Annotated in this window: 26 protein-coding genes; 10 read left to right on the top strand and 16 right to left on the bottom strand. The window is 53.9% G+C overall.

The features are described from left to right. Positions 1-4 precede the first annotated feature (4 nt). On the bottom strand, positions 5-343 hold the full coding sequence (locus HOJ08_00360; protein ID MBT5671889.1) for a DUF2794 domain-containing protein: 339 nt from the start codon (positions 341-343) through the stop codon (positions 5-7). 249 nt (positions 344-592) lie between these two features. Here HOJ08_00360 and HOJ08_00355 point away from each other — a divergent pair, with 249 nt between their 5' ends. From HOJ08_00355 to der, 3 genes are read left to right on the top strand one after another with little or no spacing between them, the layout of a single operon-like run. Beyond that, entirely contained in the window at positions 593-1,237 is a 645-nt protein-coding gene (locus HOJ08_00355) for a tetratricopeptide repeat protein (protein ID MBT5671888.1), read from the top strand. A gap of 8 nt (positions 1,238-1,245) precedes the next feature. Continuing rightward, positions 1,246-2,625 carry a PQQ-binding-like beta-propeller repeat protein gene (locus HOJ08_00350; protein ID MBT5671887.1) on the top strand — a complete coding sequence of 460 codons (1,380 nt, stop codon included), beginning with the start codon at positions 1,246-1,248 and terminating at the stop codon, positions 2,623-2,625. A gap of 44 nt (positions 2,626-2,669) precedes the next feature. Next, positions 2,670-4,043 (top strand): ribosome biogenesis GTPase Der, encoded by a 1,374-nt coding sequence (der, locus tag HOJ08_00345; protein ID MBT5671886.1) that lies wholly within the window; start codon positions 2,670-2,672, stop codon positions 4,041-4,043. A gap of 2 nt (positions 4,044-4,045) precedes the next feature. On the opposite strand, the gene HOJ08_00340 is transcribed toward der, so the two are convergent. The 12 genes from HOJ08_00340 to rpsF form a co-directional block, all read right to left on the bottom strand. Then, positions 4,046-4,774: an SDR family NAD(P)-dependent oxidoreductase gene (locus HOJ08_00340; GenBank protein ID MBT5671885.1), complete on the bottom strand. Its 729-nt coding sequence runs from the start codon at positions 4,772-4,774 to the stop codon at positions 4,046-4,048. Beyond that, positions 4,771-6,234: an amidophosphoribosyltransferase gene (locus HOJ08_00335; GenBank protein ID MBT5671884.1), complete on the bottom strand. Its 1,464-nt coding sequence runs from the start codon at positions 6,232-6,234 to the stop codon at positions 4,771-4,773. Before HOJ08_00335 ends, HOJ08_00340 begins: the two co-directional genes overlap by 4 nt. A gap of 22 nt (positions 6,235-6,256) precedes the next feature. Beyond that, entirely contained in the window at positions 6,257-6,871 is a 615-nt protein-coding gene (locus HOJ08_00330) for a CvpA family protein (protein MBT5671883.1), read from the bottom strand. Between the two features lie 15 nt (positions 6,872-6,886). Further along, positions 6,887-8,377 carry a DNA repair protein RadA gene (gene radA, locus HOJ08_00325; GenBank protein ID MBT5671882.1) on the bottom strand — a complete coding sequence of 497 codons (1,491 nt, stop codon included), beginning with the start codon at positions 8,375-8,377 and terminating at the stop codon, positions 6,887-6,889. Positions 8,378-8,402: 25 nt separating this feature from the next. After that, the gene (locus tag HOJ08_00320; protein ID MBT5671881.1) at positions 8,403-9,179 is read right to left on the bottom strand and encodes an ATP-binding cassette domain-containing protein; all 777 of its coding nucleotides are present in this window, start codon (positions 9,177-9,179) and stop codon (positions 8,403-8,405) included. Beyond that, positions 9,176-10,012, bottom strand: coding sequence for an ABC transporter permease (locus tag HOJ08_00315; GenBank protein ID MBT5671880.1), 837 nt, complete (start codon positions 10,010-10,012; stop codon positions 9,176-9,178). Before HOJ08_00315 ends, HOJ08_00320 begins: the two co-directional genes overlap by 4 nt. After that, a complete protein-coding gene (gene alr, locus HOJ08_00310) occupies positions 10,009-11,145 on the bottom strand; it encodes an alanine racemase (protein ID MBT5671879.1) in 1,137 nt (378 codons plus the stop codon). Before alr ends, HOJ08_00315 begins: the two co-directional genes overlap by 4 nt. Before the next feature lie 4 nt (positions 11,146-11,149). After that, complete coding sequence (locus tag HOJ08_00305; protein ID MBT5671878.1) at positions 11,150-12,673, bottom strand: replicative DNA helicase; 1,524 nt, start codon at positions 12,671-12,673, stop codon at positions 11,150-11,152. A 146-nt stretch (positions 12,674-12,819) separates the two neighbouring features. After that, the gene (gene rplI, locus HOJ08_00300) at positions 12,820-13,470 is read right to left on the bottom strand and encodes a 50S ribosomal protein L9 (protein MBT5671877.1); all 651 of its coding nucleotides are present in this window, start codon (positions 13,468-13,470) and stop codon (positions 12,820-12,822) included. Positions 13,471-13,495: 25 nt separating this feature from the next. After that, the gene (locus tag HOJ08_00295; GenBank protein ID MBT5671876.1) at positions 13,496-14,443 is read right to left on the bottom strand and encodes a DUF2232 domain-containing protein; all 948 of its coding nucleotides are present in this window, start codon (positions 14,441-14,443) and stop codon (positions 13,496-13,498) included. Positions 14,444-14,559: 116 nt separating this feature from the next. Next, complete coding sequence (locus tag HOJ08_00290) at positions 14,560-14,799, bottom strand: 30S ribosomal protein S18 (GenBank protein MBT5671875.1); 240 nt, start codon at positions 14,797-14,799, stop codon at positions 14,560-14,562. Further along, positions 14,796-15,305 carry a 30S ribosomal protein S6 gene (gene rpsF / locus HOJ08_00285; GenBank protein MBT5671874.1) on the bottom strand — a complete coding sequence of 170 codons (510 nt, stop codon included), beginning with the start codon at positions 15,303-15,305 and terminating at the stop codon, positions 14,796-14,798. Before rpsF ends, HOJ08_00290 begins: the two co-directional genes overlap by 4 nt. Positions 15,306-15,548: 243 nt before the next feature. Between rpsF and fabD the strand changes: the two genes are divergently transcribed. The 7 genes from fabD to gmk all read left to right on the top strand — a co-directional run bounded on the left by fabD (position 15,549) and on the right by gmk (position 21,745). Next, positions 15,549-16,481 (top strand): ACP S-malonyltransferase, encoded by a 933-nt coding sequence (gene fabD / locus HOJ08_00280; GenBank protein ID MBT5671873.1) that lies wholly within the window; start codon positions 15,549-15,551, stop codon positions 16,479-16,481. A gap of 66 nt (positions 16,482-16,547) precedes the next feature. Continuing rightward, positions 16,548-17,285, top strand: coding sequence for a 3-oxoacyl-[acyl-carrier-protein] reductase (gene fabG, locus HOJ08_00275; GenBank protein MBT5671872.1), 738 nt, complete (start codon positions 16,548-16,550; stop codon positions 17,283-17,285). Between the two features lie 166 nt (positions 17,286-17,451). Beyond that, a complete protein-coding gene (locus tag HOJ08_00270) occupies positions 17,452-17,685 on the top strand; it encodes an acyl carrier protein (protein MBT5671871.1) in 234 nt (77 codons plus the stop codon). Positions 17,686-17,748: 63 nt separating this feature from the next. After that, positions 17,749-19,011, top strand: coding sequence for a beta-ketoacyl-ACP synthase II (gene fabF / locus HOJ08_00265; GenBank protein MBT5671870.1), 1,263 nt, complete (start codon positions 17,749-17,751; stop codon positions 19,009-19,011). A gap of 11 nt (positions 19,012-19,022) precedes the next feature. Then, the gene (mltG, locus tag HOJ08_00260) at positions 19,023-20,075 is read left to right on the top strand and encodes an endolytic transglycosylase MltG (GenBank protein ID MBT5671869.1); all 1,053 of its coding nucleotides are present in this window, start codon (positions 19,023-19,025) and stop codon (positions 20,073-20,075) included. A gap of 123 nt (positions 20,076-20,198) precedes the next feature. Continuing rightward, complete coding sequence (locus HOJ08_00255; GenBank protein ID MBT5671868.1) at positions 20,199-21,086, top strand: YicC family protein; 888 nt, start codon at positions 20,199-20,201, stop codon at positions 21,084-21,086. A 23-nt stretch (positions 21,087-21,109) separates the two neighbouring features. Then, complete coding sequence (gene gmk, locus HOJ08_00250) at positions 21,110-21,745, top strand: guanylate kinase (GenBank protein MBT5671867.1); 636 nt, start codon at positions 21,110-21,112, stop codon at positions 21,743-21,745. A 15-nt stretch (positions 21,746-21,760) separates the two neighbouring features. Here gmk and rsmA read toward each other — a convergent pair whose 3' ends face one another. The 3 genes from rsmA to HOJ08_00235 are packed head-to-tail and all read right to left on the bottom strand — an operon-like array spanning position 21,761 to position 24,955. Beyond that, the gene (gene rsmA, locus HOJ08_00245) at positions 21,761-22,651 is read right to left on the bottom strand and encodes a 16S rRNA (adenine(1518)-N(6)/adenine(1519)-N(6))-dimethyltransferase RsmA (GenBank protein ID MBT5671866.1); all 891 of its coding nucleotides are present in this window, start codon (positions 22,649-22,651) and stop codon (positions 21,761-21,763) included. Beyond that, a complete protein-coding gene (gene pdxA, locus HOJ08_00240) occupies positions 22,638-23,681 on the bottom strand; it encodes a 4-hydroxythreonine-4-phosphate dehydrogenase PdxA (GenBank protein MBT5671865.1) in 1,044 nt (347 codons plus the stop codon). The genes rsmA and pdxA overlap by 14 nt, the downstream gene beginning before the upstream one ends. Beyond that, complete coding sequence (locus tag HOJ08_00235) at positions 23,678-24,955, bottom strand: hypothetical protein (protein MBT5671864.1); 1,278 nt, start codon at positions 24,953-24,955, stop codon at positions 23,678-23,680. The genes pdxA and HOJ08_00235 overlap by 4 nt, the downstream gene beginning before the upstream one ends. Positions 24,956-25,093 lie beyond the last annotated feature (138 nt).

Below are 25,093 nucleotides of genomic sequence, written 5' to 3'. Positions count from 1 at the left end.
CGCGTCAGGAAGAGACCAGTTTCAGGTTCCGATTGAACACAGTTAGGGCTGCGGACAGGGTGTCGGCTTGGGCGATTTTCTTACTGCCTTTGAAAACCACAAATTTGCGAACCCGGTTTGTGGGGGCGGCGAATTTGACCACCGCATAGAGCGGTTGGGCATTGGCATGGACGTAGATTGAGAACTGGGCCATCCCCCCTTCATAATCGATGGCATAGGCCTTCCATTCTCCGGAGATGACTCGCTGGCTATAGACAGATAACAACAAGACCATTTCTTGGCGGGAAAAGCAGAAAATGCCCTTCTTGCGCCGGTAATCAGAGAGGCGGAGAACCTTTGGCATCGGGGGGGTGGCTGCTCCTTACTGAAAATGGTTAAGGCCTAAAAACCAATAGGCACCGATTATTGTTGTCGATTCTGACCCCGGTGTCTAGGTTCCCTTCTCTTAAAATTACGGGATTTAGGTTCGCGATCAGATAGATCGGCGAAATCAGGGGAAAAGAGCCTGTTTGCCCGGCCTTGCCCGGCCTTCAAGGTATGGTTATGGTAGCGGCGCTGATGCCTGAACGTGTTGAAATTAGTGGATTTGCCAATGGATAATTTTATTGATGAAGTAGATGAAGAGCTAAAACGTGAGCGCCAGCTTGCGTTGTGGAGCAAATATGGCAGATATGCGCTTGCTGTGGTTCTTCTGGGGTTGATTTCGGTCTCGTCCTTTATTGGTTGGCGTCAGTATCAAACCAATGAGAGAACAAAAACCGGCCTTGAATACATGGCTGCCGGTGAATTGTTGGCCTTGGGCAAGACGAAGGAATCCCTCGCTGCATTCCGGGACATTAGCAAAAATGGCGCGAGCGGTTTTGGCGATCTGGCCCATTTCCGTGAAGCCGCTTTGCTGGCATCCATGGGAAACACATCGGCAGCAGCCAAGGTTTACGACGGCATTTCCAAAAACAGTGCCATAGATGAAATGTTGCGCGATTTGGCGCTGGTGCTTTATGCCCTGAATATGGCTGACAATGCTGCCCCCCAAGCCCTGATCGCCCGGATTAAACCCCTGACGCTGAAAACCAGCCCATGGCGGTTTTCGGCCCTTGAAATTACGGCTATGTTGCTTGGAAAACGTGGGGACCAAAAGGGCGCCAAAGAAATTTATAAACGCCTGGCCGATGATCCAGCGACTCCGCCACGGCTTCGTGCGCGGGCCGCAGAATCTTTGGCAATCATTGGCGGTTAGGGACTTTGATGGTCACCGTTTGGGGCATGCCCACAGATCGGAACAATCCGGGACGTCCTGAACGCTTGAGCGTCTCTGGAAAGCTGTTTGTCATTCTTGCCGTGTCCTTGATGCTTGGCGGCTGTGGGATTTTGGCCAAGAAAAAGGTAAAACCCCTGCCGGGTGAGCGCATTTCTGTCATGGCTCAGGGGGCGGCGTATCTAGCTGATCCTGAAATTTCTAAAATGCCCGTCATTACCGCACCCCCAACGGCTAACCCCGACTGGACCCAGGTTGGTGGAGGCCCTACCCACACGTCTTATCATCTGGCACTGGCAGCGGCGCCTAGGCAGTTGTTCCGGGTTGGTGCTGGTCGGGGGTCGGCTAAGGAACACCGCCTTTTGTCCCAACCGGTTGTGGATGCAAAGGGCCGGATCTATGTGATGGATGCCCACGCCCGGGTAACCGCCTTTAATGGTGATACGGGCAAGCGTATATGGCGTCGTGATCTGCGCCCCAAAGAAGAGCGTGATGGCACCTTAGGTGCAGGCCTTGCGGTTGTTGACGGAAAATTATTTGCCACCACCGGATTTGCCCAGGTTCTGGCACTGGATGCAGAACGGGGTGATCTGCTGTGGCGGCGCAAGCTTTCCGCACCCTTCCGATCCGCCCCCACTGTTTCTGACGGGCGGGTCTATGCGGTTTCTATCGACAATCGAACCCATGCGCTTGATGCGGGTTCTGGAAAGGTCATGTGGACACACCGGGGAACAGCAGAGCAGGCGGCCCTTTTGGGGGGTGCGTCACCTGCTTACCATGCGGGGGTTCTTGTGGTCGCGTATTCTTCGGGCGAAATTTTTGGATTACGCAGCAGCACCGGGCGTGAATTATGGTCAGATTTTCTGACAAAGACGCGCCGGACCAGTGCCATTGCAACCATTGCCGATATTCGGGGCGCCCCGATTATTGATCGTGGTCGTGTTTTTGTGGTGAACAATGCAGGCCAAATGCTTTCTCTGGTCCTCAACACAGGCGTGCGAATTTGGCAACGCAAGATCGCGGCCATTAACAGTCCATGGGTTGGGGGCGAATTCATTTACCTTCTGACCACGGGCAATATTTTGGTGTGTTTGACCCGCAAAGATGGACGCATTCGTTGGTCGCGCTCTTTGCCTGTTTATAAAGACCAAAAAAATCTGAAAGGCCGCATTTCCTGGTCGGGTCCGATCTTGGCCGGGGACCGTCTTGTCCTTGCCGGGACCAATCGAGAAGTGTTGGCAATTTCCCCCTATAGCGGTGATCTGTTGGGACAAATTCGCTTATCCGACGGGGTGGGCATTTCGCCTCTGGTGGCCCGCAATACCTTGTATGTCTTGACCGAAGACGCAGACCTTTACGCCTGGAGATAAACCCTATGGGCGCCTAATCAGGTGTCGTATATAGGCGCTGAATTATGACCGTAACCGTAGCAATTATTGGCCGCCCCAATGTGGGCAAATCAACCCTGTTCAATCGGCTGGTGGGGAAGCATATCGCCATCGTCGAGCCAAGCCCCGGGGTCACCCGGGACTGGAAAGAAGGGGATGGCCATCTTGGGGATCTTGATTTCCGCCTGCTGGATACACCTGGCCTTGAAGAAGCGCGTCAGGGCACGGTTGAGGCCGCAATGCGCGCACAGGCCGAACATGGTTTAGAGCAAGCCGATCTGGCATTGATGGTGTTTGATGCCCGCAAAGGGCTGACTCCGATGGACGAACACTTTTCTCGCTGGCTAAGGGAAAGCGGCAAGCCGGTTATTCTGATCGCCAACAAATGCGAAGCCATAACCGGCAAGCAAGGGGCGCTGGAAGGCTTTTCGCTGGGCCAGGGGACACCGATTATGGTGTCTGCGGAACATGGCGATGGCATGGGGGTTCTCTATGATGCCCTTGTCGATGCCTTTGCAAAAATCGATTTTGGTCCACCGGAAACCAAAGAAGACGATTTACCTGAAACCTCCGATGGGGTTCTCCGGATGGCGATTGTTGGTCGCCCCAATGTTGGCAAATCAACCCTGGTCAATGGGTTGATCGGGGAAGATCGCCTGGTGACTGGGCCGGAACCGGGGATCACCCGCGATGCCGTTCCCGTAGATTGGAAATATAAAGACCGCAACGTCCGGCTTGTGGACACAGCCGGGCTCAGGCGTCGGTCCAATGTTACGGAAAAGTTGGAAAAACTATCTGGGACAGAAACGATCCGTGCCATTCGTCTGGCCGAAGTGGCCGTGCTGGTGATTGATGCCACAGTCATGTTGGAACGCCAAGACCTGGCCATTGCCCGCCATGTGGTGGATGAAGGCCGTGCCCTGATTATTGCAGCCAACAAATGGGATTTGGTAGACGATCCGGTCGCGCAGCTAGAAACTCTTAAAGACAGGTTGATAACATCCCTGCCCCAAATCAAGGGGGTGGAAACGGTGACTCTGTCTGCACTGGAGGGGCGCAATCTTGGCTCGTTGATGGCGGCGGTGTTCAAGACATTTGATGTGTGGAATAAACGGGTTCCCACAGGGGAGCTGAACCGTTGGTTCTCCAACACCATGGAACATCATCCGCCGCCCGCAGTTGGGGGGCGCCAGTTGCCCATGCGCTATATCACCCAAGTGAAAAGTCGCCCGCCAACCTTTGTGCTGTTTGCCAGTCGACCGGATAAAGTGCCGGCGAGTTATGTTCGGTATTTGGAAAACTCCCTGCGCCAGAACTTTGGTCTGTCAGGGGTTCCTTTGCGTCTGACCCTTCGTGCAGGGAAAAACCCTTATGCGCCAAAAGGCGGCAAAAAAAGCTAGGGCTATTTTTGGATGGCCTCGCGGGCATTCACCACAACACCATTTTTGTCATAGTTTTCCATGGCCATGGGTATGAAGGCTTCAGCAATGGCATCGGCCGTGGGCAAACTGGCTGGGTCTTCGCCGGGGAAGGCTTCTGCCCGCATCCGTGTGGCTGTGCCCCCCGGATTTAGAAGGTTGGCTAAAATGTTGGTGTTTTCAAGTTCCTGGGCCCAGGTTTTGACCATAATTTCAAGGGCCCCTTTGCTGGCGGCATAGGCCCCCCAATAGGCGTGTTGGCCATCGGCAGCACCAGAGGTCACAAAGATGGCCCGCCCTGCATCAGAAAGACGGAGCAAGGGATCAAAGGCTCGAACCAGCCGCCAATTGGCTGTTAAATTGATCGCCATGACCTCATCCCATGCGGAGGGGTCAATATGGGACATGGGGGAAAGCGGTCCAAGGATGCCCGCATTGCCAACCAGAATATCAATGCGCCCGAACCGTTCATGAATGGCCACAGCCATTTGGTCGATGACATCTCCATCGGTCAGGTCTGCGGGAAACAGCGTTGCTGATCCACCAAATGCACGGATGGAATCATCCATTTCTTCTAATCCACCCTGGGTTCGGGCGGTGGCAATTACGTGTGCGCCTTCACGGGCCATGAACCGGGCCACTGCGGCACCGATTCCCCGTGATGCGCCGGTGATCAAGGCAATGCGACCTTCAAGTCGACCAGATTTTGTCATCGTTTGGCAGAGTTTTCCGTCAACAGCGAAAGCTGCGCGGACTGGGACCCGCCCTCTTGATCGGTCAAACGGACAGGATAGTCGCCAGAAAAACAGGCATCGCAATTTTGGGGGCAATCCTTGTTGCGGCCCGGCTCACCCATGGCCCGATACAAGCCATCAATGGAAAGATAGGCCAGCGTGTCGACGCCAATGGCCTGGCGCATTTCTTCCAGCGTCATGTTGGCTGCAATCAACTCGCTTTTTTCCGGCGTATCGACACCGTAATAACAAGGATTAACCGTCGGTGGGCTGGCGATCCGCATATGGACTTCACGGGCCCCGGCATTTCGCATCATTTCAACAATTTTCAGGGACGTGGTGCCCCGCACAATGCTGTCATCAACCAAAATAACGCGTTTGCCCTCAACGTAAGAACGGTTGGCGTTGTGTTTGAGCTTAACCCCAAGATGGCGGATTTGGTCTGTTGGTTCAATAAAGGTCCGCCCGACATAGTGATTTCGGATGATGCCCAATTCAAAAGGAATTTTTGATTGTGCCGCGTAGCCAATGGCTGCGGGTGTGCCGGAATCGGGGATGGGGATCACCACATCGGCATCGATATGGCTTTCTTGTGCAAGTTCTACCCCGATGCGTTTGCGGGTTTCATAGATGCTGCGACCTTCCATAACGCTGTCAGGGCGGGCAAAGTAAATGAATTCAAAAATGCAATTTCGACTTGCCTGGGGCGGGAAGGGATGCAGGCTTTCAATTTGGCCGTCTTTGATGATGATAATTTCGCCGGGTTCCACATCGCGAATGAAATCAGCCCCGATGATATCCAGTGCGCAGGTTTCTGATGCCATGATATAGGCAGAATCAAGCTTGCCAAGAACCAGCGGACGCAAGCCTAAGGGATCGCGAATGCCAAACAATGTGTCATGGGTCATGGCGACCAGAGAATAGCCCCCTTCGATTTGCTTGATGGCATCAATGATACGGTCGATGACGGTGACATAGGTCGACGTGGCGATCAGGTGAACGATCACCTCTGTGTCGGTGGTGGATTGGAACAGGCTGCCGCGTTTGACCAGTTCACGCCGGATAGATACAGCATTGGTCAGATTGCCATTATGGCCAATGGCAAAGCCGCCAAATTCAAAATCGGCGAACAAAGGCTGGATATTGCGTTCCACCGTGTCGCCGCTGGTGGAATAGCGGTTGTGTCCAATGGCTGACATCCCTGGCAAACGGGCAATGGCTTCTATGCTGGAGAAATTATCGGCAACATGGCCAAGACCGCGATGGGAATGGAAATGGTTGTTATGAACGCTGACCATGCCAGCGGCCTCTTGCCCGCGATGCTGCAAGGCGTGCAGGCCCAATGCCGTGAGTGCCGAAGCATCCTCATGGCCAGAGATTCCAAAAACGCCACATTCATCATGGAAGGCATCGTCTTCAAAAGGATTTGTCGTTGGCAGGCGAGGATCGGTCATGATTTCCCTATTGGGTTCCGTCAATCAAGCGTTCCATACCACGGCGAACCGAAGGGCGATATCCCTGTTGTCCTGTTTTTGTTATTTCTTTTTCTTTTGTTGCTGGCTCTGGCTTGGTGATTTTGGGCAGGGACTTGCGAACGGTGTCAGGAACCAGGGCTAAAATCAGTTCTGCACTGGCGGCAACCAAAGGCAACGTGCGGGCTTGGCGGAACCAGCGGGGTTGATCCGTCGTGCCCACGGCCCAGCTGATGGCCATAAACAGGACCACAGAGATCAGCACCCCTCGTATCAATCCGAAAACAAATCCAAGGGTCCGATCCAGGGCACCAATGGCCGAATTCTGGACCCGTTTGGATATCTGGTGGGCGATCAATGAGAAGATGAACAGGCTGCCGATAAACAGGGTTGCCCATGTGGTGATGTCGGCGGCCCCGGGCCAGGAAATCAGGTCTCTGAAAATGGGCCGTACAGGGGTAAACCCATAAAGGGTAACAAAAACGGCACCGGTCCAGCTGCCTATGGAAAGCACTTCCTTGACCAGCCCCCGGAACAGCGCAAACAGGCCTGAAAGCAGGACAATGCCGACAATGACTAGATCGATAATGGTTTCAGTTGCCATGGTAAAACGTGATCCTTAATCCCCGGCCATTTTTTGCCGAGGTTTCATCTGGGTAACGCGCCCTTGCCCGGGGGTGCCCGGTGCATTCGCGAATAACGGTAACAATTCGCTCAGGACCCTTAATTCTATTGTTTTAATGCCACTGACGGGTTTGCCGGATTTGCCTGATTTGCGACCCGTCCCCGATGGGGGGTTGAAGGGCAAGACGGCATTCTTAAACCCGAGCTTTGCGGCTTCTTTAAGCCGTGCTTCGCGCCCATTTACGGGCCTGACCTCTCCTGAAAGCCCAACTTCACCGAAAAACAGGGTGGCATTGGGGGCCGGGCTATCTGTCAGCGATGAAATTAACGCGGCTGCCACGGCCAAATCGGCTGCTGGTTCAGAAACCCGAAGCCCGCCCGCGACGCTGAGATAGACATCATGTCCCGATAGCACCATGCCACAGCGCGCCTCTAAAACGGCAATCACCATGGCGAGGCGTGCTGAATCCCAACCCACTACGGCGCGTCGGGGTGATGACAGACTGGATGGGGCCACAAGGGCCTGTATTTCGATCAAGACGGGGCGGGTGCCTTCAATACCGGCAAACACTGCGGCACCTGGGACCGGGCTGCCCTGATCGCCGTCTGCATCATCACTGGGGCCGCGCCCCATAAACATCGCCGATGGATTGGCGACCTCGCTCAATCCTGCATCGGTCATTTCGAACACACCAATTTCATCGGTCGGGCCAAAGCGATTTTTGACGGCGCGCAAGATCCGGAACTGGTGGCCGCGTTCTCCTTCGAAATACAACACGGTATCAACCATGTGCTCCAACACCCGGGGGCCTGCGATCTGCCCTTCCTTGGTGACATGGCCCACCATGATGATGGCAATGCCTGTGCGTTTGGCCAAAGCGATCAGCCCCTGGGCAGCGGCGCGGACCTGGCTGACCGTGCCAGGGGCCGATTCCAGCCCGTCCACATACATGGTCTGGATCGAATCAATGATCAAAAGCCGGGGTTTCTCTGCCACCGGGATGGCCTCAAGCGTGGTCAGGATGTCGTTGATGGAGGTGGCCGCGGCAAGGCGCACAGGCTGATCAGCCAAGCCCGTTCGTTGCGCCCGCATGCGCAATTGTGCCGTGGCTTCTTCGCCTGAAATATAAAGGGTGGTGCCTTCGGTCAGTCTGGCGCTGGCCTGAAGCAACAAGGTGGATTTGCCAATGCCGGGATCGCCTGCGACCAAAATGGTTGATGCCGGGACCAACCCACCGCCCAGCACCCGGTCCAGTTCCTTAATTCCGGTCAAAAACCGTTGGGGGGGGCTGGTGGAACCCTTCAGGCCTTCCAGCTCAATCGTGCGGCCCTTTTTGGCCTTTTTAAGGCCAGACCCGGGGGTTGCGGTGGGGACGGCTTCTTCGACCACAGCATTCCAGGCACCGCAGGTGGTACATTGTCCCATCCATTGGCGGTGCTGGGCATCACATTGCTGGCATACATATCTTGATTGCGGTTGCGCCATGATCAGTGTCCCGCGTTTGAAACCATCATGATGAAATTTGCATCTGGATGGGACCTTCGGCCCGCCCATGAATGAACTGATCAACGTAATCATTGTTTGAATGATCGATGTCGGCAACCGGCCCTTGCCAAACAATTTCACCCTGATGCAGCATGGCCACGCGGTTGGCGATTTTTCGGGCACTTGCCATGTCGTGGGTAATGGAAAGGGTGGATGCGCCCAATTCCTGCACACATTTGACGATCAGGTCGTTGATGACATCACCCATGATCGGATCAAGGCCGGTCGTGGGTTCATCAAAAAAGATAATCTCCGGGCGTGTGGCAATCGCCCGGGCCAGTGCCACACGCTTTTGCATGCCGCCGGATAATTCTGCAGGCGATAAGGCTGCCACATCCGCGCCAAGCCCAACGGAGGCAAGCTTTTCTATGGCAATGCCATGGGCAATATCGGCATCCATGCGTTGCGCCTGCATCAGGCCAAAGGCCACGTTTTGCCAAACCGGCAGGCTGTCAAACAATGCGCCGCCCTGAAACAACATGCCAAATTTAGTCATCATCTGTTCACGGTCCGCAGTGGACATGTCGGTGACTTCCTGGCCGTCAATTTGTATGGACCCTTCATCGGGTTCCAAAAGGCCAAGAATGCATTTAAGCATTACCGATTTGCCAGTGCCGGATCCACCGATCACCACGACGGACTCGCCCACAGCAATATCTAAATCCACGCCATCGAGCACGACCTTTGGACCGAAAGATTTTTTGACACCCCGAAGGCGAATTTTTGGCGGAATTTCGGTCATATGTCGAAGAACATTTCCGTGATGATGTAGTTGAAAATCAAGATCAAAATCAGCGATGAAACCACGGCATTGATGGTGGCCGTTCCCACACCCTGAGCACCGCCCTTGGAATTATAGCCGTGATAACACCCCATCAAAGAGATGACGAAGCCAAAAACGGCAGCCTTAACCAGACCAGAAACCACATCTTTTGTTTCCAGAAATTCAAAGGTCTGGGTCAGATAGTTGGCAGCATTGAAATCAAGTTTGTTAACCGCAATCAAAAACCCGCCAAACACGCCAATGATATCGGCCACCGCCACCAATAAAGGCATCATCAAAAGCCCGGCAATAAGCCTGGGGGCGACCAGATATTTGTAAGGGTTGGTCGAAAGCGTTGTTAAGGCATCGATCTGTTCGGTGACCTTCATGGTGCCAATTTCGGCAGCCATAGAGGCGCCAATGCGCCCGGCAACCATCAGCCCGGCCAGCACGGGGCCTAATTCCCGGGTCATGGATAAAACCACGACGGTCGCAACGGCCCCTTCGGCAGAAAACCGTGAAAACCCGGAATAACTCTGCAAGGCCAAAACCATGCCGGTGAAAATTGCTGTCATGCCCACAACGGGCAGTGAATAATAGCCGATGTCGATCATCTGGCGGAGCGTCAGGCGCCAATAAAAGGGGGCTGTGACAGAATGGCGAAGGGCGCGCCCGGTAAAGATGGATAATTTTCCAACGGTGGCTAGAAAGTCCAGAAAGACGCGACCAAACGGGGCCAGCATCCGAACAATGATTGGCTCGGGGGGGGGTGCTCCGTCTTTTGTTGTTCTGGCTTTTGCAGCGTCGCTCATGCGGTTTCCAAATAGTTTTGGTGGAACCGGGGGCCAAGAGCCGTCAGGATTTCATAGCCAATGGTGCCTGCTTCGCGCGCGAGGGTATCGACGGAATGATCCGGTCCAATCAGGTCCACCAAGGCGCCGGGACGGGCAACCTGGTCGGGAACATTGGTAACATCAAGAGTGATCAAATCCATGGATACGCGGCCTACCACGGGAACCCGGATGCCGCCAAGGATGGCAGTGGCCGAATTCGAAAGAGAGCGGAGATAACCGTCGGCGTAACCGACCCCAACGATGGCAATTTTTTGGCCTTTCTCTGCTTGATGGGTGGCACCATAACCAACGCTTGATGGCGTGTCAATTCCACGGATTTGAAGAATTTTTCCTTGTAATGTAATGACTTGCGCCATCGGGTTCGGGGGGGTGCCATCCTTCAATCCATGGGGGGTGATGCCGTAAAGGGCAGAGCCAGGACGGGTTAGATCAAAGTGATATTGATCCCCAAGAAAGATGGCGGATGAATTGGCGAGGCTTGCGCCCAGATCGCCCAATGGGGCCATGATTTTGAGGGTTGTTTTGAAATTTTCAAGCTGATGGGCATTCATGGCATGATCCGCATCATCGGCACAGGCAAGGTGGCTCATGATGGTACCAATATTGAGGCCATCCCGGTGCTTGCCCGCTTCAACCAGCGCCTTGATCTCTTGGCCATCCAGACCCAGACGGGTCATGCCGGTATCGACATGAATTATGGCGGGGAGGGATTTGCCAAGACGTGTGGCTTCCATGTGCCAGGCTTCAATCTGTCCCGGATGGTTGAGCACGGGGATTAACCCGGCCGCAGCCATTGCCGGTGCGCTTTCCGCATCGGTGCCGTTAAAGACCTGAATTTGGGCATCGGGCAGCAAGGCACGAAGCGCCAGGCCTTCATGCATCAGTGCCACAAAGAAAGTTTTGCAGCCTGCGGACCAAAGTGCGGGTGCAACGCGCGCCATCCCTAATCCATAAGCATCGGCCTTGACCACGGCACCCAGCGTACAGCCATCTCTCAGCCGATCATTCAGCTGGTGGTAATTGGCTTTGATGGCATCAAGGTCAATGGTGAGAATGCCGCCGGCGCTTGATGCCTGATCTTGCAATGACATGGGATCAGAAGGGCACGTTCTGATCGGGCAGACGGTCAGGTGGGATGTAATCACTGAAGCGGGTCAATTCGCCGGTGAAGACCATCTTGATGGTTCCGGTCGGGCCATGGCGCTGTTTGCCAACGATGGCTTCTGCCAAATTGTGGCTTTCTTCCATCCGCATCTGCCATTTTTCGTGGTCTTCTGTTCCCATTTCTGGCTCAAGACGGGACAGATAATATTCTTCACGATAGAGAAACATCACCACATCGGCGTCTTGTTCAATGGAGCCAGATTCCCGAAGGTCTGATAATTGGGGCCGTTTGTCTTCGCGTTGTTCAACCGCACGCGATAGCTGTGACAGGGCTACCACCGGCACATTCAGTTCCTTTGCCAATGCCTTCAGGCCACGGGTAATTTCGGAAACTTCCTGAACCCGGTTTTCACTGGAACGGTCAAGGGTGGCGCGCAGCAATTGCAGATAATCCACCACGATCATCGAAAGCCCGTGTTGGCGTTTCAGACGCCGGGCGCGGGTGCGCAACTGGCCAATAGAAAGGGCAGGGGTGTCATCGATAAAGAACGGAATGCGCGCCAGTTCCTGATTGGCTTCGACCACTTTCTGGAATTCCTTATTGGACAATTCGCCCTTGCGAATGCGGTCAGATGATATGCCAGAGGCTTCGGCCAGAATACGCGTTGCCAATTGTTCTGATGACATTTCAAGGGAAAAGAACCCGACAACCGCACCGTCAGCGACAGTTTTTTGGCCTTGTTCGTTGACCACCATGCGGCATGCCTTGGCTGCATTATAGGCAATGTTGGTGGCCAGGGCGGTTTTGCCCATGGATGGGCGTCCCGCCAGAATAACCAGATCGGATGGCTGCAACCCGCCTAAAAGCTTGTCCATATCTGTGAACCCGGTGGTTGTCCCCGTCAGCTTGCCGTCACGTTTATAGGCGGCTTCGGCCATTTCAATGGTGGTGGTCAGGACATCGGTAAAGGACCGAAACCCGCCTTCATATTCACCGGTGGTGGCCAGATCAAACAGGTGTTGTTCCGTGGTTTCAATCTGGCGGATGGCGGAGGTATCTAGATCGGGGCTGGCGGCTTCGGTGCGGATTTCGCCCGACAATTCGATTAATTTGCGCCGCAGATGCAGGTCAAACAGGGTTCGCCCATAATCCCCCGCATTGATCACGGTGACGGCAGTAGCGGCGAGACGGCCAAGATATTTGGCTCCCCCCGCATCGCTCAGGGCTTCATCGCCCTCAAACAAGCTTTGCAGCGTAACCGGATTGGCAACCTGATGGCGTTCAATCAATTTTGCGCAGGCATCATAAATGCGGCCATGAACGGGATCATAAAAATGCTCGCCCAGCAGAAATTCGGAAACCCGGGTGTGGGCTTCATTGTTGATAAGGATGGCACCCAAAAGGGCTTGTTCTGCCTCAAAATTATGGGGCAGATCGGGCACATCAACGTAAGTATCGTGGGGGCCATTACCGCGAAGCGGCGTGACATTCTGTTCGGGCGTTAGATCAACCATGAAGGAGAGGGTACAGGCTTACGTGGATCGGAGCATCAAGCAATTTGCATATGCTCAAAAAAATAATCCACACCTTGATAACTATGGGGATAAAACAAAACCGCCCAGGCGTGCTGGAACGCCTGGGCGGTTTAGGAACAGTCTGGTTATTCCGTTTCGGAAGATTTTTCTTCTGTCTCGGAAACTTCTGCAACGTCTTCTGCGCCATCTTCAGCGATTTCTTCTGCACCGTCTTCAGCTAATTCTTCGTCGGCGCTTTCGTCTGCTTCGTCTGCAAAGGCGGCTTCCGCAACAGCATCGGCGGCACCGGAGCCAATCATGGATTTACCCTGGGCCTGAAGTTCTGCTTCTTCTTCAGAACGTGCCACATTGACGGTGACTTCCACGACCACTTCCGGGTGGATGGCCACACGGACGGTATGGATGCCAACCATTTTGATGGGCATATCAAGCCGGATCTGGGTGCGGTCAACCTCGGCATCTTTTTCGCGCAAAATAGCAGCGATATCGCGGGGACGGACAGAACCATAAAGCTGGCCTGAATCACTGGCTTGGCGAACCAAAATCACCGTAATGCCATCAATCGTGCCCGCAGATTTTTCTGCACTGCTCCGTCGTTCGGCATTGGCAGCTTCGAGTTCACCGCGCCGCGCTTCAAAACTTTTCTGATTTTCTTTGGTCGCGCGAAGGGCTTTGTTTTGGGGCAACAGGTAATTGCGGGCAAAGCCCGGCTTGACCGTGATGGTGTCACCCATCTGTCCCAGTTTCTCAATACGCTCCAGCAAAATAACTTCCATTACGATCTTCCTTTCATTAACCCAATCAGGCCCGGTCTGTGTGGTTTGGCGCACCATAACGCGCCCTAACCCTAGCCCAAGGCTCCATAACACCCAATCCGGCAATTAACAGTGCCGGCCATCCAAACATAAATAACATCAGGTAGACGCTTAATAAAACAGCCGTCCGCCCTTTCCATTTCGTCGAAACAGCGTGAATGACCGCAAGTCCGACGAGAAAATAGGGGATACCGAGGATAAGGGCAACATTGGTTGCCACAAAGCCCAGCCATCCCGATCCTAACAATCCAGCCACTGTGGCTGCAACCATTCCAGACGCCAGCCATGGCGCCAGTTCAATGGTCCTGAAATCCGGCGTTGGCCGCCGGTTTTGGCCCAATCGGACCAGAATTTTTTGCCCCCAGGCCGCGTTGGCGGCGACAATGATGATCCACCATGTGACCACCAAGAAGGGAAACACCCGCTTGATGGAATCCAGCATCTGAACCAAAGCCGGCTTGTTCTGGCTTGCTTTTGCAAACAGATTCTGAAATCCGTCCACATATTGGTTCACCGATGCCTGAAGCCCACCTGGGCCTGATCCGGTAATCACCATCGCCAAAACAAAGGCCCCGGCCCCGTACAGTGCAATCCAGGTCAGAACCAGACCCGGCGGATACCACTGTACGTCGGTTTCGCTATCACCCGTTTGGCGATTTAAAAGGGCGAACCGTACAACCAAAGCCACCGGCAACAGGTCGGCTGCTAAAAACAAAACAAACCGATTAAAATCGGCTCCCCCCCAAACAACAATGCCTGCGACGACAAGTCCCGGCAATGCTCTGGTAAGTCCCAGCCCAAATCCCGCCATAAACAAAGGCAGTGGGGCCAGAAGGGTAAAAAACAATGCGCCAATCACGCTCCACTGGGTGGAAAGATGCAGAACCGCACTTGCAAGCCCTGCGGCTATGGCGAGTAAGGCATCTTTTTGCATGGCTGGAACCTTTTGGCTGGGCCATCAGCGTACTGATGCGCCCAAAACTGTTTCCGGCAAGTTTGGCAACTTAAGGGAGCGGCCTGCAAGCCATCCCAAAAGCCATCCAAAACACGCTATTTAATAACAAACGGCAAAAGTGCCAGATGACGCGCCCGCTTGATTGCCTTCGACAATTCACGCTGTTTCTTTGTGGAAACGGCGGTAATGCGAGAAGGCACGATTTTTCCGCGTTCAGAAATGAAACGCTGGAGCATGCGGACATCCTTGTAGTCGATCTTTGGCGCATTAGAGCCTGTAAACGGGCACGTCTTGCGGCGACGAAAGAACGGACGACGTTGGCCTTGTTCACTCATGATTCTTCTCCCTTGTCGGCAGCTTCGGTCGTAGCAGCTTCAGCCGGTGCAGCTTCAGCCGGTGCAGCTTCGGCTGGGTCAGCTTCGGCTGGGTCAGCTTCGGCCTTAACAGGCGTGGCTGGTTTTGCTGCCGGACGGGATTCCTCATGGCGAGGGGGGCGTCCGCCCCGCGCTGGCCTTTCATCACGACCCTTCAAGATTGGCGAGGGGCCTTCTTCAAGTTCGTCAACACGAATGGTCAGGAAGCGAAGCACATCGTCATGGATACGCATGTTGCGTTCCATTTCACTGATGGCGGCGGGTGGCCCGTCAATGTTGAGAAGGGTGTAATGCCCTTTCCGGTTTTTCTTGACCCGATAGGCCAGATTACGCAGGCCCCATGCTTCCTTTTTGGAAACGGTTCCGCCGGATTTGACAACAATTTCAGAGAAGGTCTCGGCCAGGGCTTCTGCCTGAGACGAGGTGATATCTTGACGTGCAATAAACACGTTTTCATAAAGCGGCATGTGACACTCCTTATGGTTGTTCCCGGGGCGGTGCCATATCCATCGTGGCTGGCCTTCCGTCCCTAGCCGGTAACCGCTGTAACCGGCAAGGAATGTTGAGGTCGCGAAATATACACAAAACCCCCCGCCAATCAAGGGCTAAACCAAATCTTTTGAAGGCGGCTTTACGGCGGCCTTGACAGGGAAGAGTGGGGCGTTATCACTCATGCATTCCTTACTTTAACCAATGAACAGAGGTTTAGCGTGAAACAGGCTTTCATATTCCCCGGCCAAGGGTCCCAATCGGTGGGCATGGGCAAGGCACTTTCAGAAGCATTTATCCCGGCCCGCGAGGTTTTTGGGGCAGTTGATGAGGCTTTGGGCCAGAATCTGAGCCAGATTATGTTTGAAGGCCCCATCGATTCCCTGACATTGACCGAAAATGCCCAGCCGGCCTTGATGGCGGTCAGTCTGGCGGTTATGGCGATTTTGGAAAAAGAAGGCGGGCTGAATTTGGCCGATGCGGCCCTGTTCGTGGCGGGGCATTCCCTTGGGGAATATTCTGCGCTGGCCGCAGCCGGGGCCTTCACCATCCCTGATGCCGCCCGTTTGTTGCGCACCCGGGGCCAAGCCATGCAAGCAGCCGTCCCCGTTGGCAAAGGGGCCATGGCGGCCATTTTGGGCCTTGATTTTGATGCCGTGGCGGCGCTGGCAGCAGAAGCGGCCGAAGACGATGTCTGTACGGCAGCCAATGATAATGCACCGGGCCAGGTGGTGGTCAGTGGCGATGAAGCCGCCGTAACCCGTGCCTTGGCGCTCGCCAGCGCGCAAGGGGCGCGTCGGGCCATTATGTTGCCGGTTTCCGCCCCCTTTCATTGTGCCCTGATGGCCCCTGCGGCCGATGTGATGGCCAACGCCCTTAAAGAGGCAGATCTTTTGGCACCTAAAGTCCCGTTGGTTGCCAACATAAAGGCCTCAGCGGTGGATGATCCCGACGAAATCCGCACTTTGTTGGTGGATCAGGTGACTGGCATGGTCAGGTGGCGCGAATCGGTTCTGTGGATGAAGGAAAATGGTGTTGAAAGGCTGGTGGAAGTGGGCGCCGGAAAGGTTCTGTCCGGCCTTGCCCGGCGCATTGACAAGGAACTTGAAGCGGTTGCGCTTAATACGCCTGAGGAAATAGAGGCATTTATGTAACAGGGCTTTCTCAGGGTTGCCTACATCTGTATTCTATCGGCGTTAAAAAAATTAGGGAAATGGAACATGTTTGATCTTGATGGCAAAGGGGCGCTTGTGACGGGTGCCAGTGGCGGAATCGGGGGGGCCATCGCCCGCACGCTGCATGCTGCCGGTGCCAAAGTGGCGCTTTCTGGAACGCGGGTTGATGCCCTTGATGCCTTGGCTGATGAACTGGGTGATGGTGCCCTTGTGGTGCCAGCGGATCTTTCAACGCCCGATGGCGTTACGCAACTGGCTTCATCGGCCGATGATGCCTTGGGCGGCGTCGATATCTTGATCAACAATGCCGGTCTTACCCGCGATGGATTAATGATGCGCATGAAGGATGAAGACTGGCAGCAGGTTCTGGATGTTAATTTAACAGCTGCATTCCGCCTGTCGCGGGCAATGCTCAGGGGCATGATGAAAAAGCGCTGGGGCCGGATCATCTCAATCACATCGGTGGTGGGGGTTACCGGGAATATGGGCCAGGCCAATTACGCAGCATCCAAGGCAGGATTGATTGGATTAACCAAATCTTTGGCAGCAGAGGTGGCATCAAGGGGCATTACGGCCAATTGTATCGCGCCCGGGTTTATTACCACGCCAATGACCGATGGCTTGGCAGAAGAACAACGCGAACGGCTTTTGGGGGTGATTCCCCAGGCACGTTTTGGGGAACCAGCAGACATTGCCGCTGCGGCCCTTTATCTGGCCAGTGAAGACGCGGCCTATGTAACAGGCCAAACCCTCCATGTTAATGGTGGCATGGCCATGATTTGATGATTTTTTAAAGGCTAAATTATGGCCTAGATTGATGCTGGTTCAGCGGCGGCTCAGAGGCTAGTCAAGGCTGGAAAAGTATGTTACGAAACGGCACTTGCCGTGATAAAAATAGGCAAACCAACCAATTCCCAGACCGGGATCGTTATCCGAGGAAAGATAAAAAATGAGCGATGTAGCTGAACGCGTAACCAAGATCGTTGTTGAACATCTGGGCGTTGATGACGCCAAGGTTACAGAAACCGCGAGTTTTATCGACGACCTTGGGGCAGATAGCCTTGATACGGTTGAGCTCGTCATGGCATTTGAGGAAGAATTTAGCTGCGAAATCCCTGATGACGCAGCTGAAAAAATCCTCACCGTGAAGGATGCCATTACTTATATTGAAGCGAATTCCTAATCTGTGCTCAGAACCCGGCCTGATGTCGGGTAAATGTAAAACTCAAACTACATCCGAGCAGCCATGAGACGTGTTGTTGTTACCGGTCTTGGCCTTGTTACCCCCCTTGGGTGTGGGGCTGATGCGGTCTGGAATCGTGTTAAAGAAAGTGAAACAGGCATTCGGGCGATCGAGTCCTTTGATGTTTCTGATCTGCCGTGCCGCATTGGTGGTGAAATTCCGACAGGCGATGCCGGGAAAGCCATCTTTGATGCCGATGACTGGGTGTTGCCCAAAGAGCAGCGCAAGATGGATCGCTTCATTGTGTTTTCCATGGGGGCTGCCATTCAGGCAGTCGAAGATTCCGGCTGGAAACCTGAAGGCGATGAAGATTGCGAACGCACCGGTGTGATGATTGGATCGGGCATCGGTGGGCTTCCGGCCATTGCCGAATCGGCCATAAAGTTGAATGAGCGTGGTGCGCGCCGGATCAGCCCATTTTTCATCCCATCAGCCTTGATTAATCTGGCATCGGGCCATGTCTCCATTAAATACGGCTTTCGCGGGCCCAACCATGCCGTTGTGACGGCGTGCGCAACCGGTGCCCATGCCATTGGCGATGCCGGGCGCATGATCCAGATGGATGATGCCGATGTGATGGTTGCTGGTGGTACAGAAGCGGCCGTTTGCAGGCTCGCATACGCTGGTTTTTCTTCAGCAAAGGCCTTGTCCACCGGCTTTAACGACACCCCGGAACAGGGATCACGACCATGGGACCGGGATCGTGATGGGTTTGTCATGGGTGAAGGTGCTGGCGTTGTTGTTCTGGAAGAACTGGAACACGCCAAAAGGCGCGGCGCTAAAATTTATGCCGAACTGACGGGCTATGGCATGTCCGGAGACGCGTATCATATTACCGCACCTGCCAGTGATGGTAATGGTGGGTATCGCGCCATGACGGCTGCGATCAAGCGTGCGGGCCTTAATCTAGAAGACATCGATTACATCAATGCCCATGGAACATCCACGCCGCTGGGTGATGCGATTGAGTTGAATGCCGTCAAGCGGCTGTTTGGTGACCATGCCTATAAATTATCCATGTCATCAACCAAGTCTGCCATTGGGCATCTTTTGGGGGCAGCGGGTGCGGTGGAGGCGATATTTGCCATGCTTGCCATTCGTGACGGGGTTTTGCCGCCAACGCTTAATTTGGAAAACCCGTCTGAAGGCTGCGATATTGATCTGGTGCCCTTGACGGCCAAGGAAAAACCGGTCCGTCACGCGCTTTCCAATTCGTTTGGTTTTGGCGGGACGAACGCCTCTCTTGTCTTCTCGGAATACGCCTAAGGCGCGGGCCAATGGGTAGTCGAAACCGTCGTTTAGGGCTTTTGGCAGGTGCTGTTTGTTTGGCGGCCCTGCTGGGTGTTGCGGCTATTTTTAATGGCTTTGAACACCCGGGCTCCCTTAAAGGCAACGCTTTGGTGGTCATTCCCAAAGGGGCAGGGCTCAGTACCATTGCCGGTTTGCTGAAACGCCATGGGATCATTCCTTCTGAATTCATTTTCAAAATGGGCGTGCGATTGACCGGTAATCAAGGGCGAATTCAGGCCGGTGAATACAGTTTTCAATCCCATGTCAGCCCCCGCGAAATCACGGATATTCTTGTTGCCGGTAAAACGGTGGTGCGTAAATTTACCCTGCCCGAAGGGATGACATCGACCCAGGCCATTATTGCATTGCGTGCAGCGTATGGGTTGTCAGGACCCATTGATAGCATTCCCGCAGAAGGTGCACTGTTTCCCGACACCTACCATTATTTGTATGGCGACACCCGGTCAAACCTGATTACCCGTATGGAAGCGGCCATGATCAATGAAATTGCATTCCGGTGGGGAAGGCGTGCGCAAAATTTGCCGTTCAAATCGCCCCATGATGCGATCATTCTTGCATCCATTGTCGAAAAGGAAACCGGTGTGGCCGCAGAACGGGCGAAGGTTGCCGCCGTCTTTATCAATCGTTTGCGTTTAAAAATGCCCCTGCAATCCGATCCAACGGTTGCCTATGGGGTTGCGATTGAAACATCTGCATCAGGGCGGGTTTTGGGCCGTGCGTTGACGCGCGCGGACCTGAAAAAACCAAATCCGTTCAATACTTATCTTCATAAAGACCTGCCACCAGAACCCATTGCCAATCCGAGCCGTGCGGCCTTTCTGGCCGTGCTTCATCCTTTGAAAAGTGATGCGCTGTATTTTGTCGCTGATGGCAAGGGGGGCCATGTCTTTGCCAAGACCCTGAAAAGCCATAATCGAAATGTTCGCCAATGGCGAAAAATCCGTGACCGGCGGCTGGGTAAATCCAAAAAGAAATTGGTAAAGAAAACCGGTAAAAAAACGGTTGGCCCAAAGCATTGATCCCAAACAACTGATCCCCAGGTGAGCGGTGTTGGTCAAAATAATTGTCACCTTGTTGGGGGTTCCCCTACGGGATATATTGGCGAGCAGTATTTAAACAAGAAGATCGGCGGTTTTTAAGTCATGTCCATTGAAAGCATGACGGGGTTTGCCCGTGAAGAGGGTGCCCATGAGGCATTTTCCTGGCGTTGGGAAGTACGCAGCGTCAACAATCGTGGGTTGGACATCCGGGTCCGCCTTCCCTCAGGCATGGAAGCGCTTGAAATTCAGGCCCGCGATCAGGCCTCTAAAAAATTCAAACGCGGCAGTTTTAACCTTAATCTCAATCTGACCGCGGCACCTGAAATTGCCGGATACAAATTGAATGAAGATCTTTTGAACCATGTGTTGGCCATTGCCGAAACCGTGCAGGCCAAAACCGGGGCGAAGCCGCCCCAGGTCGATGGTTTGTTAAGGTTGCGCGGCATTTTAGAAGCAGAAGAAGCCACAGATAGCGATGCTGTCAGGCGTTCGCGTGAACAGGCTATGGTGAAAAGCCTTGGTTCTGCATTGGACAAAATCGCCGAAGCCCGTCGCGAAGAGGGTGCGCGCATGCTTTTGGTGCTTTTGGGGTTTGTCGATGAAATTGAAACCCTATCGGGGGCGGCCCGCACCTTGGCGGCAGCCCAGCCCGATGCCATCGCTGCCAGAGTTAAAAACCAGATTGCTGAATTTCTGGAGGCATCCCAAAGCCCACCGGAAGACCGTTTGGCTCAGGAAATTGCCATGATGGTGGGCAAGGCTGATATACGCGAAGAAATTGATCGCCTGGATGCACATATTGCGCAGGCACGCGAACTGTTGGCATCGGGGGATGCTGTGGGGCGTCGACTGGATTTTCTATCTCAGGAATTTAACCGCGAAGCAAATACGCTGTGTTCAAAGTCTCAAGACCTTGAACTGACCAGAACGGGGCTTGCCCTGAAGGCGGCTATTGAGCAGTTTCGCGAACAGGTTCAAAATATACAGTAGGTTTTGGGAACGGGTTGATCAGGATGGAAACAGGAATACGACGCCGTGGTGTGATGTTGATATTGTCTTCGCCTTCAGGTGCGGGCAAGACAACCCTGTCACGATTGCTTTTGGAACGTGACCCTAATTTGATGATGTCAGTTTCTGTGACGACGCGATCCAAACGCCCGGGCGAAACCCAGGGCATTGATTATAAATTTGTTGATCCAACAGAATTCAACCTGATGATCAATCGTCAGGAATTTCTGGAATATGCGCAGGTCTTTGATAATTATTACGGCACCCCGCGCGCGGATGTAGACGAATTTCTGGAATCAGGTCGGGATATTTTGTTCGATATTGATTGGCAGGGGACCCAGCAACTGGCCCAGAATGCGGCCCCCGATGTGGCCAGCGTCTTTATTTTGCCACCCTCCACCCATGAACTGGAGCGGCGCCTGAATACCCGTGCCCAAGACAGCGAAGAAGTTGTGGCCAGCCGCATGTCAAAGGCGGCTGATGAGATGAGCCATTACCGTGAATATGACTACATCATCGTCAATGATGACATCGAAGAAAGTGTCGCCGAAGTGCAGGCCATATTGGCCGCCGAACGGATCAAGCGTGACCGCCTGGTTGGTCTTGATAATTTTGTCCGGTCTTTACGCGAAGGCCAATAACGGGCCAATACGTGCTTATTTTCGTTGATCCGCCCATGCCCGGGCCAAGGCACAAAACCCTTCCACATCAACGGCTTCTGCCCGAACATCGGGGGCTACGCCAGAGTCTGCAAACAAGGCACCAAGGTCAACATCAGCGCCAAGGCTTTTGAGGCTGGAACGCAGCATCTTGCGCCGCTGTCCAAAGGCGTGGCGAACCATGCCCTGCATTTCATCCCAGGGTGCGGGTGCGATGGGTTGGGGCCTTGGGATCAGGCGAATCACACTGGAGGTGACATTGGGCGGCGGGGTAAAAGCGCGGGCACCAATATCAAAAACGATATCTGCTTTGCACAGCCATTGGCTCATAACCGAAAGCCGGCCATAGGCCTTTGAATGGGGGCTTGCACACAGGCGCGCGCCCACTTCTTTTTGGATGGTGATGACCATGGCCTTGAATAATTCGGGATCATCATAGGTCAGACGCAGCCACCGAACGATCAGCTCGGTGGCAATGTTATAGGGCAGGTTGGCAATCAGGCAGATCTGTTTTGGATCAAATCCGTGGGCCCGAATAAAGTCGGGCTCGACCAGTTCCAATGCATCGGCATCAATCAATTCCAGACGGCCCTTTGCTGCATCGACCAGAGGCTGAAGAGCAGCGCGACAGCGGTGGTCCTTTTCGATGGCGATAATATGATCGGCCCCTTCGGCAAGGATCGAGCGGGTCAGCCCACCAGGGCCCGGGCCAATTTCAATGACCGTGGCGCCATTGATGTCACCTGCTGCGCGGGCAATGCGTGTGGTGAGGTTGAGGTCGAGCAAAAAATGCTGCCCCAATGATTTCCGTGCATTAAGGCCCGCGCGCGCAATGACATCACGAAGCGGGGGCTGATTGGCAATGGCATCATTTTTATCGGGGTCCATGGCGGCCAATTACCTTTCCTAGCTTTGCTGAAGAACGGTTTTGGGCGATTTCAAGTGCCATGTCCATGGCTGCCAACAAACTGGATTCACGGGCAATGCCGCGCCCGGCGATATCAAAAGCGGTGCCGTGATCAGGGGAGGTGCGGACAATGGGAAGGCCAAGGGTGATGTCGACGCCTTGATCAAAATCAACCGTCTTTAGCGGGATCAGGGCTTGATCATGATACATGCAGATGACCGCATCATAGGTTTTTCTGGCCCGGGTATGAAACAAACTGTCTGGTGCGGCGGGCCCAAAAACATCGATGCCTTCTTGTGCCAATGTCTGGATGGCCGGGGCGATGATGGTTTCGTCTTCTTCACCCATCATCCCGTCTTCTCCGGCGTGGGGATTAAGCGCAGCGATAGCAAGGCGAGGGGTGGGGATACCAAAATCGGTGGTCAATGCCCGTGCGGTTATGCGTGCCGCGCCTTTTATGGCATCAGTGCTGAGCATTTTGATGGCTTTGTTCAAGGCAACATGGATGGTCACGGGCACCACCCGCAGCCCCGGGCAGGCCAGCATCATGATGGGGGTCTCAGTATCGGTTAGTTCCGCCAAATATTCAGTGTGTCCGGGATGGGAAAACCCCGTGTCTGCCAGAATTTTCTTGTGAATGGGATTGGTGACCATGGCACAGGATTCTTTCGTGCGGACGAATTCTGCAGCCCGCCGTATTGACGCTATGACAGCACTTGCATTGGCTTTGCTTGGCTGGCCCGGCGTGACAGGGCCGGGAAGGGGTTCGGCCATAACGGGCAAGGCCGTGTCGAAAACATCCCATGCATCTTCGGGGTTCTCGATGGTTTTGATCGCGACATCAAAGCCCAAAGCAGCAGCAGTGGCCGACAGGTGATCGGGGTCAGCAACAGTAAAAAAGGGTGTGGCTGATTGGTTTGTGCGTGCAAGCCAAGCTTTAAGGGTGATCTCGCCACCGATTCCGGCGGGCTCTCCCATTGTTAGGACCAATGGTCCCGCTTTTGGTGTTATCGCCACGCACGAATATCCAAAAATGCGGTTTGGCGCAGATCACGCAGGTAACGCCGTGCCTGAATTTCAAGTCGACGGCCAAGCAGAAGGGTTCGGATTTTATTGCGATTGGGCAGATTAGCGCCCCCGCCCCCGGAATTACTTCTGTTGCACACCATGATCATTTTAACGCCCTCTGGAGACCGCAGCGGTGGGGATACAGCGCCGGTTTTGATGGTGGTGACCAGCGTTCGAAGGTTTTTCGACAATTCCTTGATCTTGACCTGGATGATATTGCCAGAGCGTTTTATCCCCAGTTCTTTGGCGATTGCTGCGAAATCGTCACAACCGCGAACACTTTTTTGGATGGTATCGGCAAGGGATAATTGGCTTTGCAGTTCATCCGGACGCGCCCCATTTGGGGCTTCAAGGATGATTTGGCGCAAGCTGACGATCGTGTTTCCTGCCTTTTGTTCAGGCGGTGCCCGTCGATTGCGCAATAAAACGATGGTGTATCCAGCAGCGGTGCGGATGGGCATGGAAAGGGCTTTGATGGGGAGCGTTTTCAGAACCTTCTCGATTTGAGGATCCAGCTGCCCCGGTTGTATCCAGCCAAGGTCGCCGCCGTGGCGTGCTGATTCACTTTGGGAAAATTGCCGGGCGAGCAGTGCAAAATTTGCGCCTGCTTTTATTTCTTCAATAATTTTATTGGCAGTGTTGCGAACCGTTGCTTCCTGGGAGGGGTTGTCCAGGGGAAGAAAAATTTCAGCAGCCAGCAATCGGGGACTTTTTGCACTTTCCTTGAAGCGCGCAAGGGTCCTGTCAATTTCTTCATCTGTAATAATGGTTGAATGGGCGTATCTGCGGCGAACCACAACCTGCCAGGCAAGGGCAGCACGGATTTGGCGCAATAAGGTTGTTTGCCCTATTTGTCGGGATTTTAAAAAGGGAAAAATCTTGTTGGGCTGCAAACGGTTTTGTTTTTCAACCAATCGCAGCGCCCTGTTCATTTCGGGCTGTGAAACGACAATTTTTAAACGCTTTGCTTCTTGCAATTGAAGGGCTTCATTGATCAGGGATTTTAAAACCCTGGGTGCCAGACTGAGCCGTGCACGGGGCGTGTTGGGCAGCGTTGATGAACGGATAATAAGATCAAGACGCTGGTTCAGGTCATAAGCCGAAACCGGGTATTCATTGACCACCGCCAGAATATCTAAAACGGAGGCTTTTGGCATTTCGGATGCATTTGAGGAAATCGTCGTGCCGAAGATCGCGAATGCCATGAATGCAGGCAAACAGGTCGCCCATATTTTTTGAGCACGACGCATGTGCCCTCGGCTTTTAACAGATTGCCTGTGAAAGAAATTAACCACCATGGGGCTGGATCGTCCTGTCAACTTTCAAGAATAAATACCGCATCTTATCCCATGCGG

The sequence above is a fragment of the Rhodospirillales bacterium genome (genome assembly GCA_018666775.1).
GTDB lineage: Bacteria > Pseudomonadota > Alphaproteobacteria > SMXQ01 > SMXQ01 > JABIXC01.
Note: the sequence above shows the minus strand (reverse complement) of the source record. Positions and strands in the feature narration are given on the sequence as shown.

Bases quoted from the DNA above. Each gene is read 5' to 3' on its own strand.
- HOJ08_00360 (MBT5671889.1), bottom strand. From the start codon at position 343: ATGCCAAAGGTTCTCCGCCTCTCTGATTACCGGCGCAAGAAGGGCATT.
- HOJ08_00355 (MBT5671888.1), top strand. From the start codon at position 593: ATGGATAATTTTATTGATGAAGTAGATGAAGAGCTAAAACGTGAGCGC.
- HOJ08_00350 (MBT5671887.1), top strand. From the start codon at position 1,246: ATGGTCACCGTTTGGGGCATGCCCACAGATCGGAACAATCCGGGACGT.
- der (MBT5671886.1), top strand. From the start codon at position 2,670: ATGACCGTAACCGTAGCAATTATTGGCCGCCCCAATGTGGGCAAATCA.
- HOJ08_00340 (MBT5671885.1), bottom strand. From the start codon at position 4,774: ATGACAAAATCTGGTCGACTTGAAGGTCGCATTGCCTTGATCACCGGC.
- HOJ08_00330 (MBT5671883.1), bottom strand. From the start codon at position 6,871: ATGGCAACTGAAACCATTATCGATCTAGTCATTGTCGGCATTGTCCTG.
- radA (MBT5671882.1), bottom strand. From the start codon at position 8,377: ATGGCGCAACCGCAATCAAGATATGTATGCCAGCAATGTGATGCCCAG.
- HOJ08_00320 (MBT5671881.1), bottom strand. From the start codon at position 9,179: ATGACCGAAATTCCGCCAAAAATTCGCCTTCGGGGTGTCAAAAAATCT.
- HOJ08_00315 (MBT5671880.1), bottom strand. From the start codon at position 10,012: ATGAGCGACGCTGCAAAAGCCAGAACAACAAAAGACGGAGCACCCCCC.
- alr (MBT5671879.1), bottom strand. From the start codon at position 11,145: ATGTCATTGCAAGATCAGGCATCAAGCGCCGGCGGCATTCTCACCATT.
- HOJ08_00305 (MBT5671878.1), bottom strand. From the start codon at position 12,673: ATGGTTGATCTAACGCCCGAACAGAATGTCACGCCGCTTCGCGGTAAT.
- rplI (MBT5671877.1), bottom strand. From the start codon at position 13,470: ATGGAAGTTATTTTGCTGGAGCGTATTGAGAAACTGGGACAGATGGGT.
- HOJ08_00295 (MBT5671876.1), bottom strand. From the start codon at position 14,443: ATGCAAAAAGATGCCTTACTCGCCATAGCCGCAGGGCTTGCAAGTGCG.
- HOJ08_00290 (MBT5671875.1), bottom strand. From the start codon at position 14,799: ATGAGTGAACAAGGCCAACGTCGTCCGTTCTTTCGTCGCCGCAAGACG.
- rpsF (MBT5671874.1), bottom strand. From the start codon at position 15,305: ATGCCGCTTTATGAAAACGTGTTTATTGCACGTCAAGATATCACCTCG.
- fabG (MBT5671872.1), top strand. From the start codon at position 16,548: ATGTTTGATCTTGATGGCAAAGGGGCGCTTGTGACGGGTGCCAGTGGC.
- HOJ08_00270 (MBT5671871.1), top strand. From the start codon at position 17,452: ATGAGCGATGTAGCTGAACGCGTAACCAAGATCGTTGTTGAACATCTG.
- fabF (MBT5671870.1), top strand. From the start codon at position 17,749: ATGAGACGTGTTGTTGTTACCGGTCTTGGCCTTGTTACCCCCCTTGGG.
- mltG (MBT5671869.1), top strand. From the start codon at position 19,023: ATGGGTAGTCGAAACCGTCGTTTAGGGCTTTTGGCAGGTGCTGTTTGT.
- HOJ08_00255 (MBT5671868.1), top strand. From the start codon at position 20,199: ATGTCCATTGAAAGCATGACGGGGTTTGCCCGTGAAGAGGGTGCCCAT.
- gmk (MBT5671867.1), top strand. From the start codon at position 21,110: ATGGAAACAGGAATACGACGCCGTGGTGTGATGTTGATATTGTCTTCG.
- rsmA (MBT5671866.1), bottom strand. From the start codon at position 22,651: ATGGACCCCGATAAAAATGATGCCATTGCCAATCAGCCCCCGCTTCGT.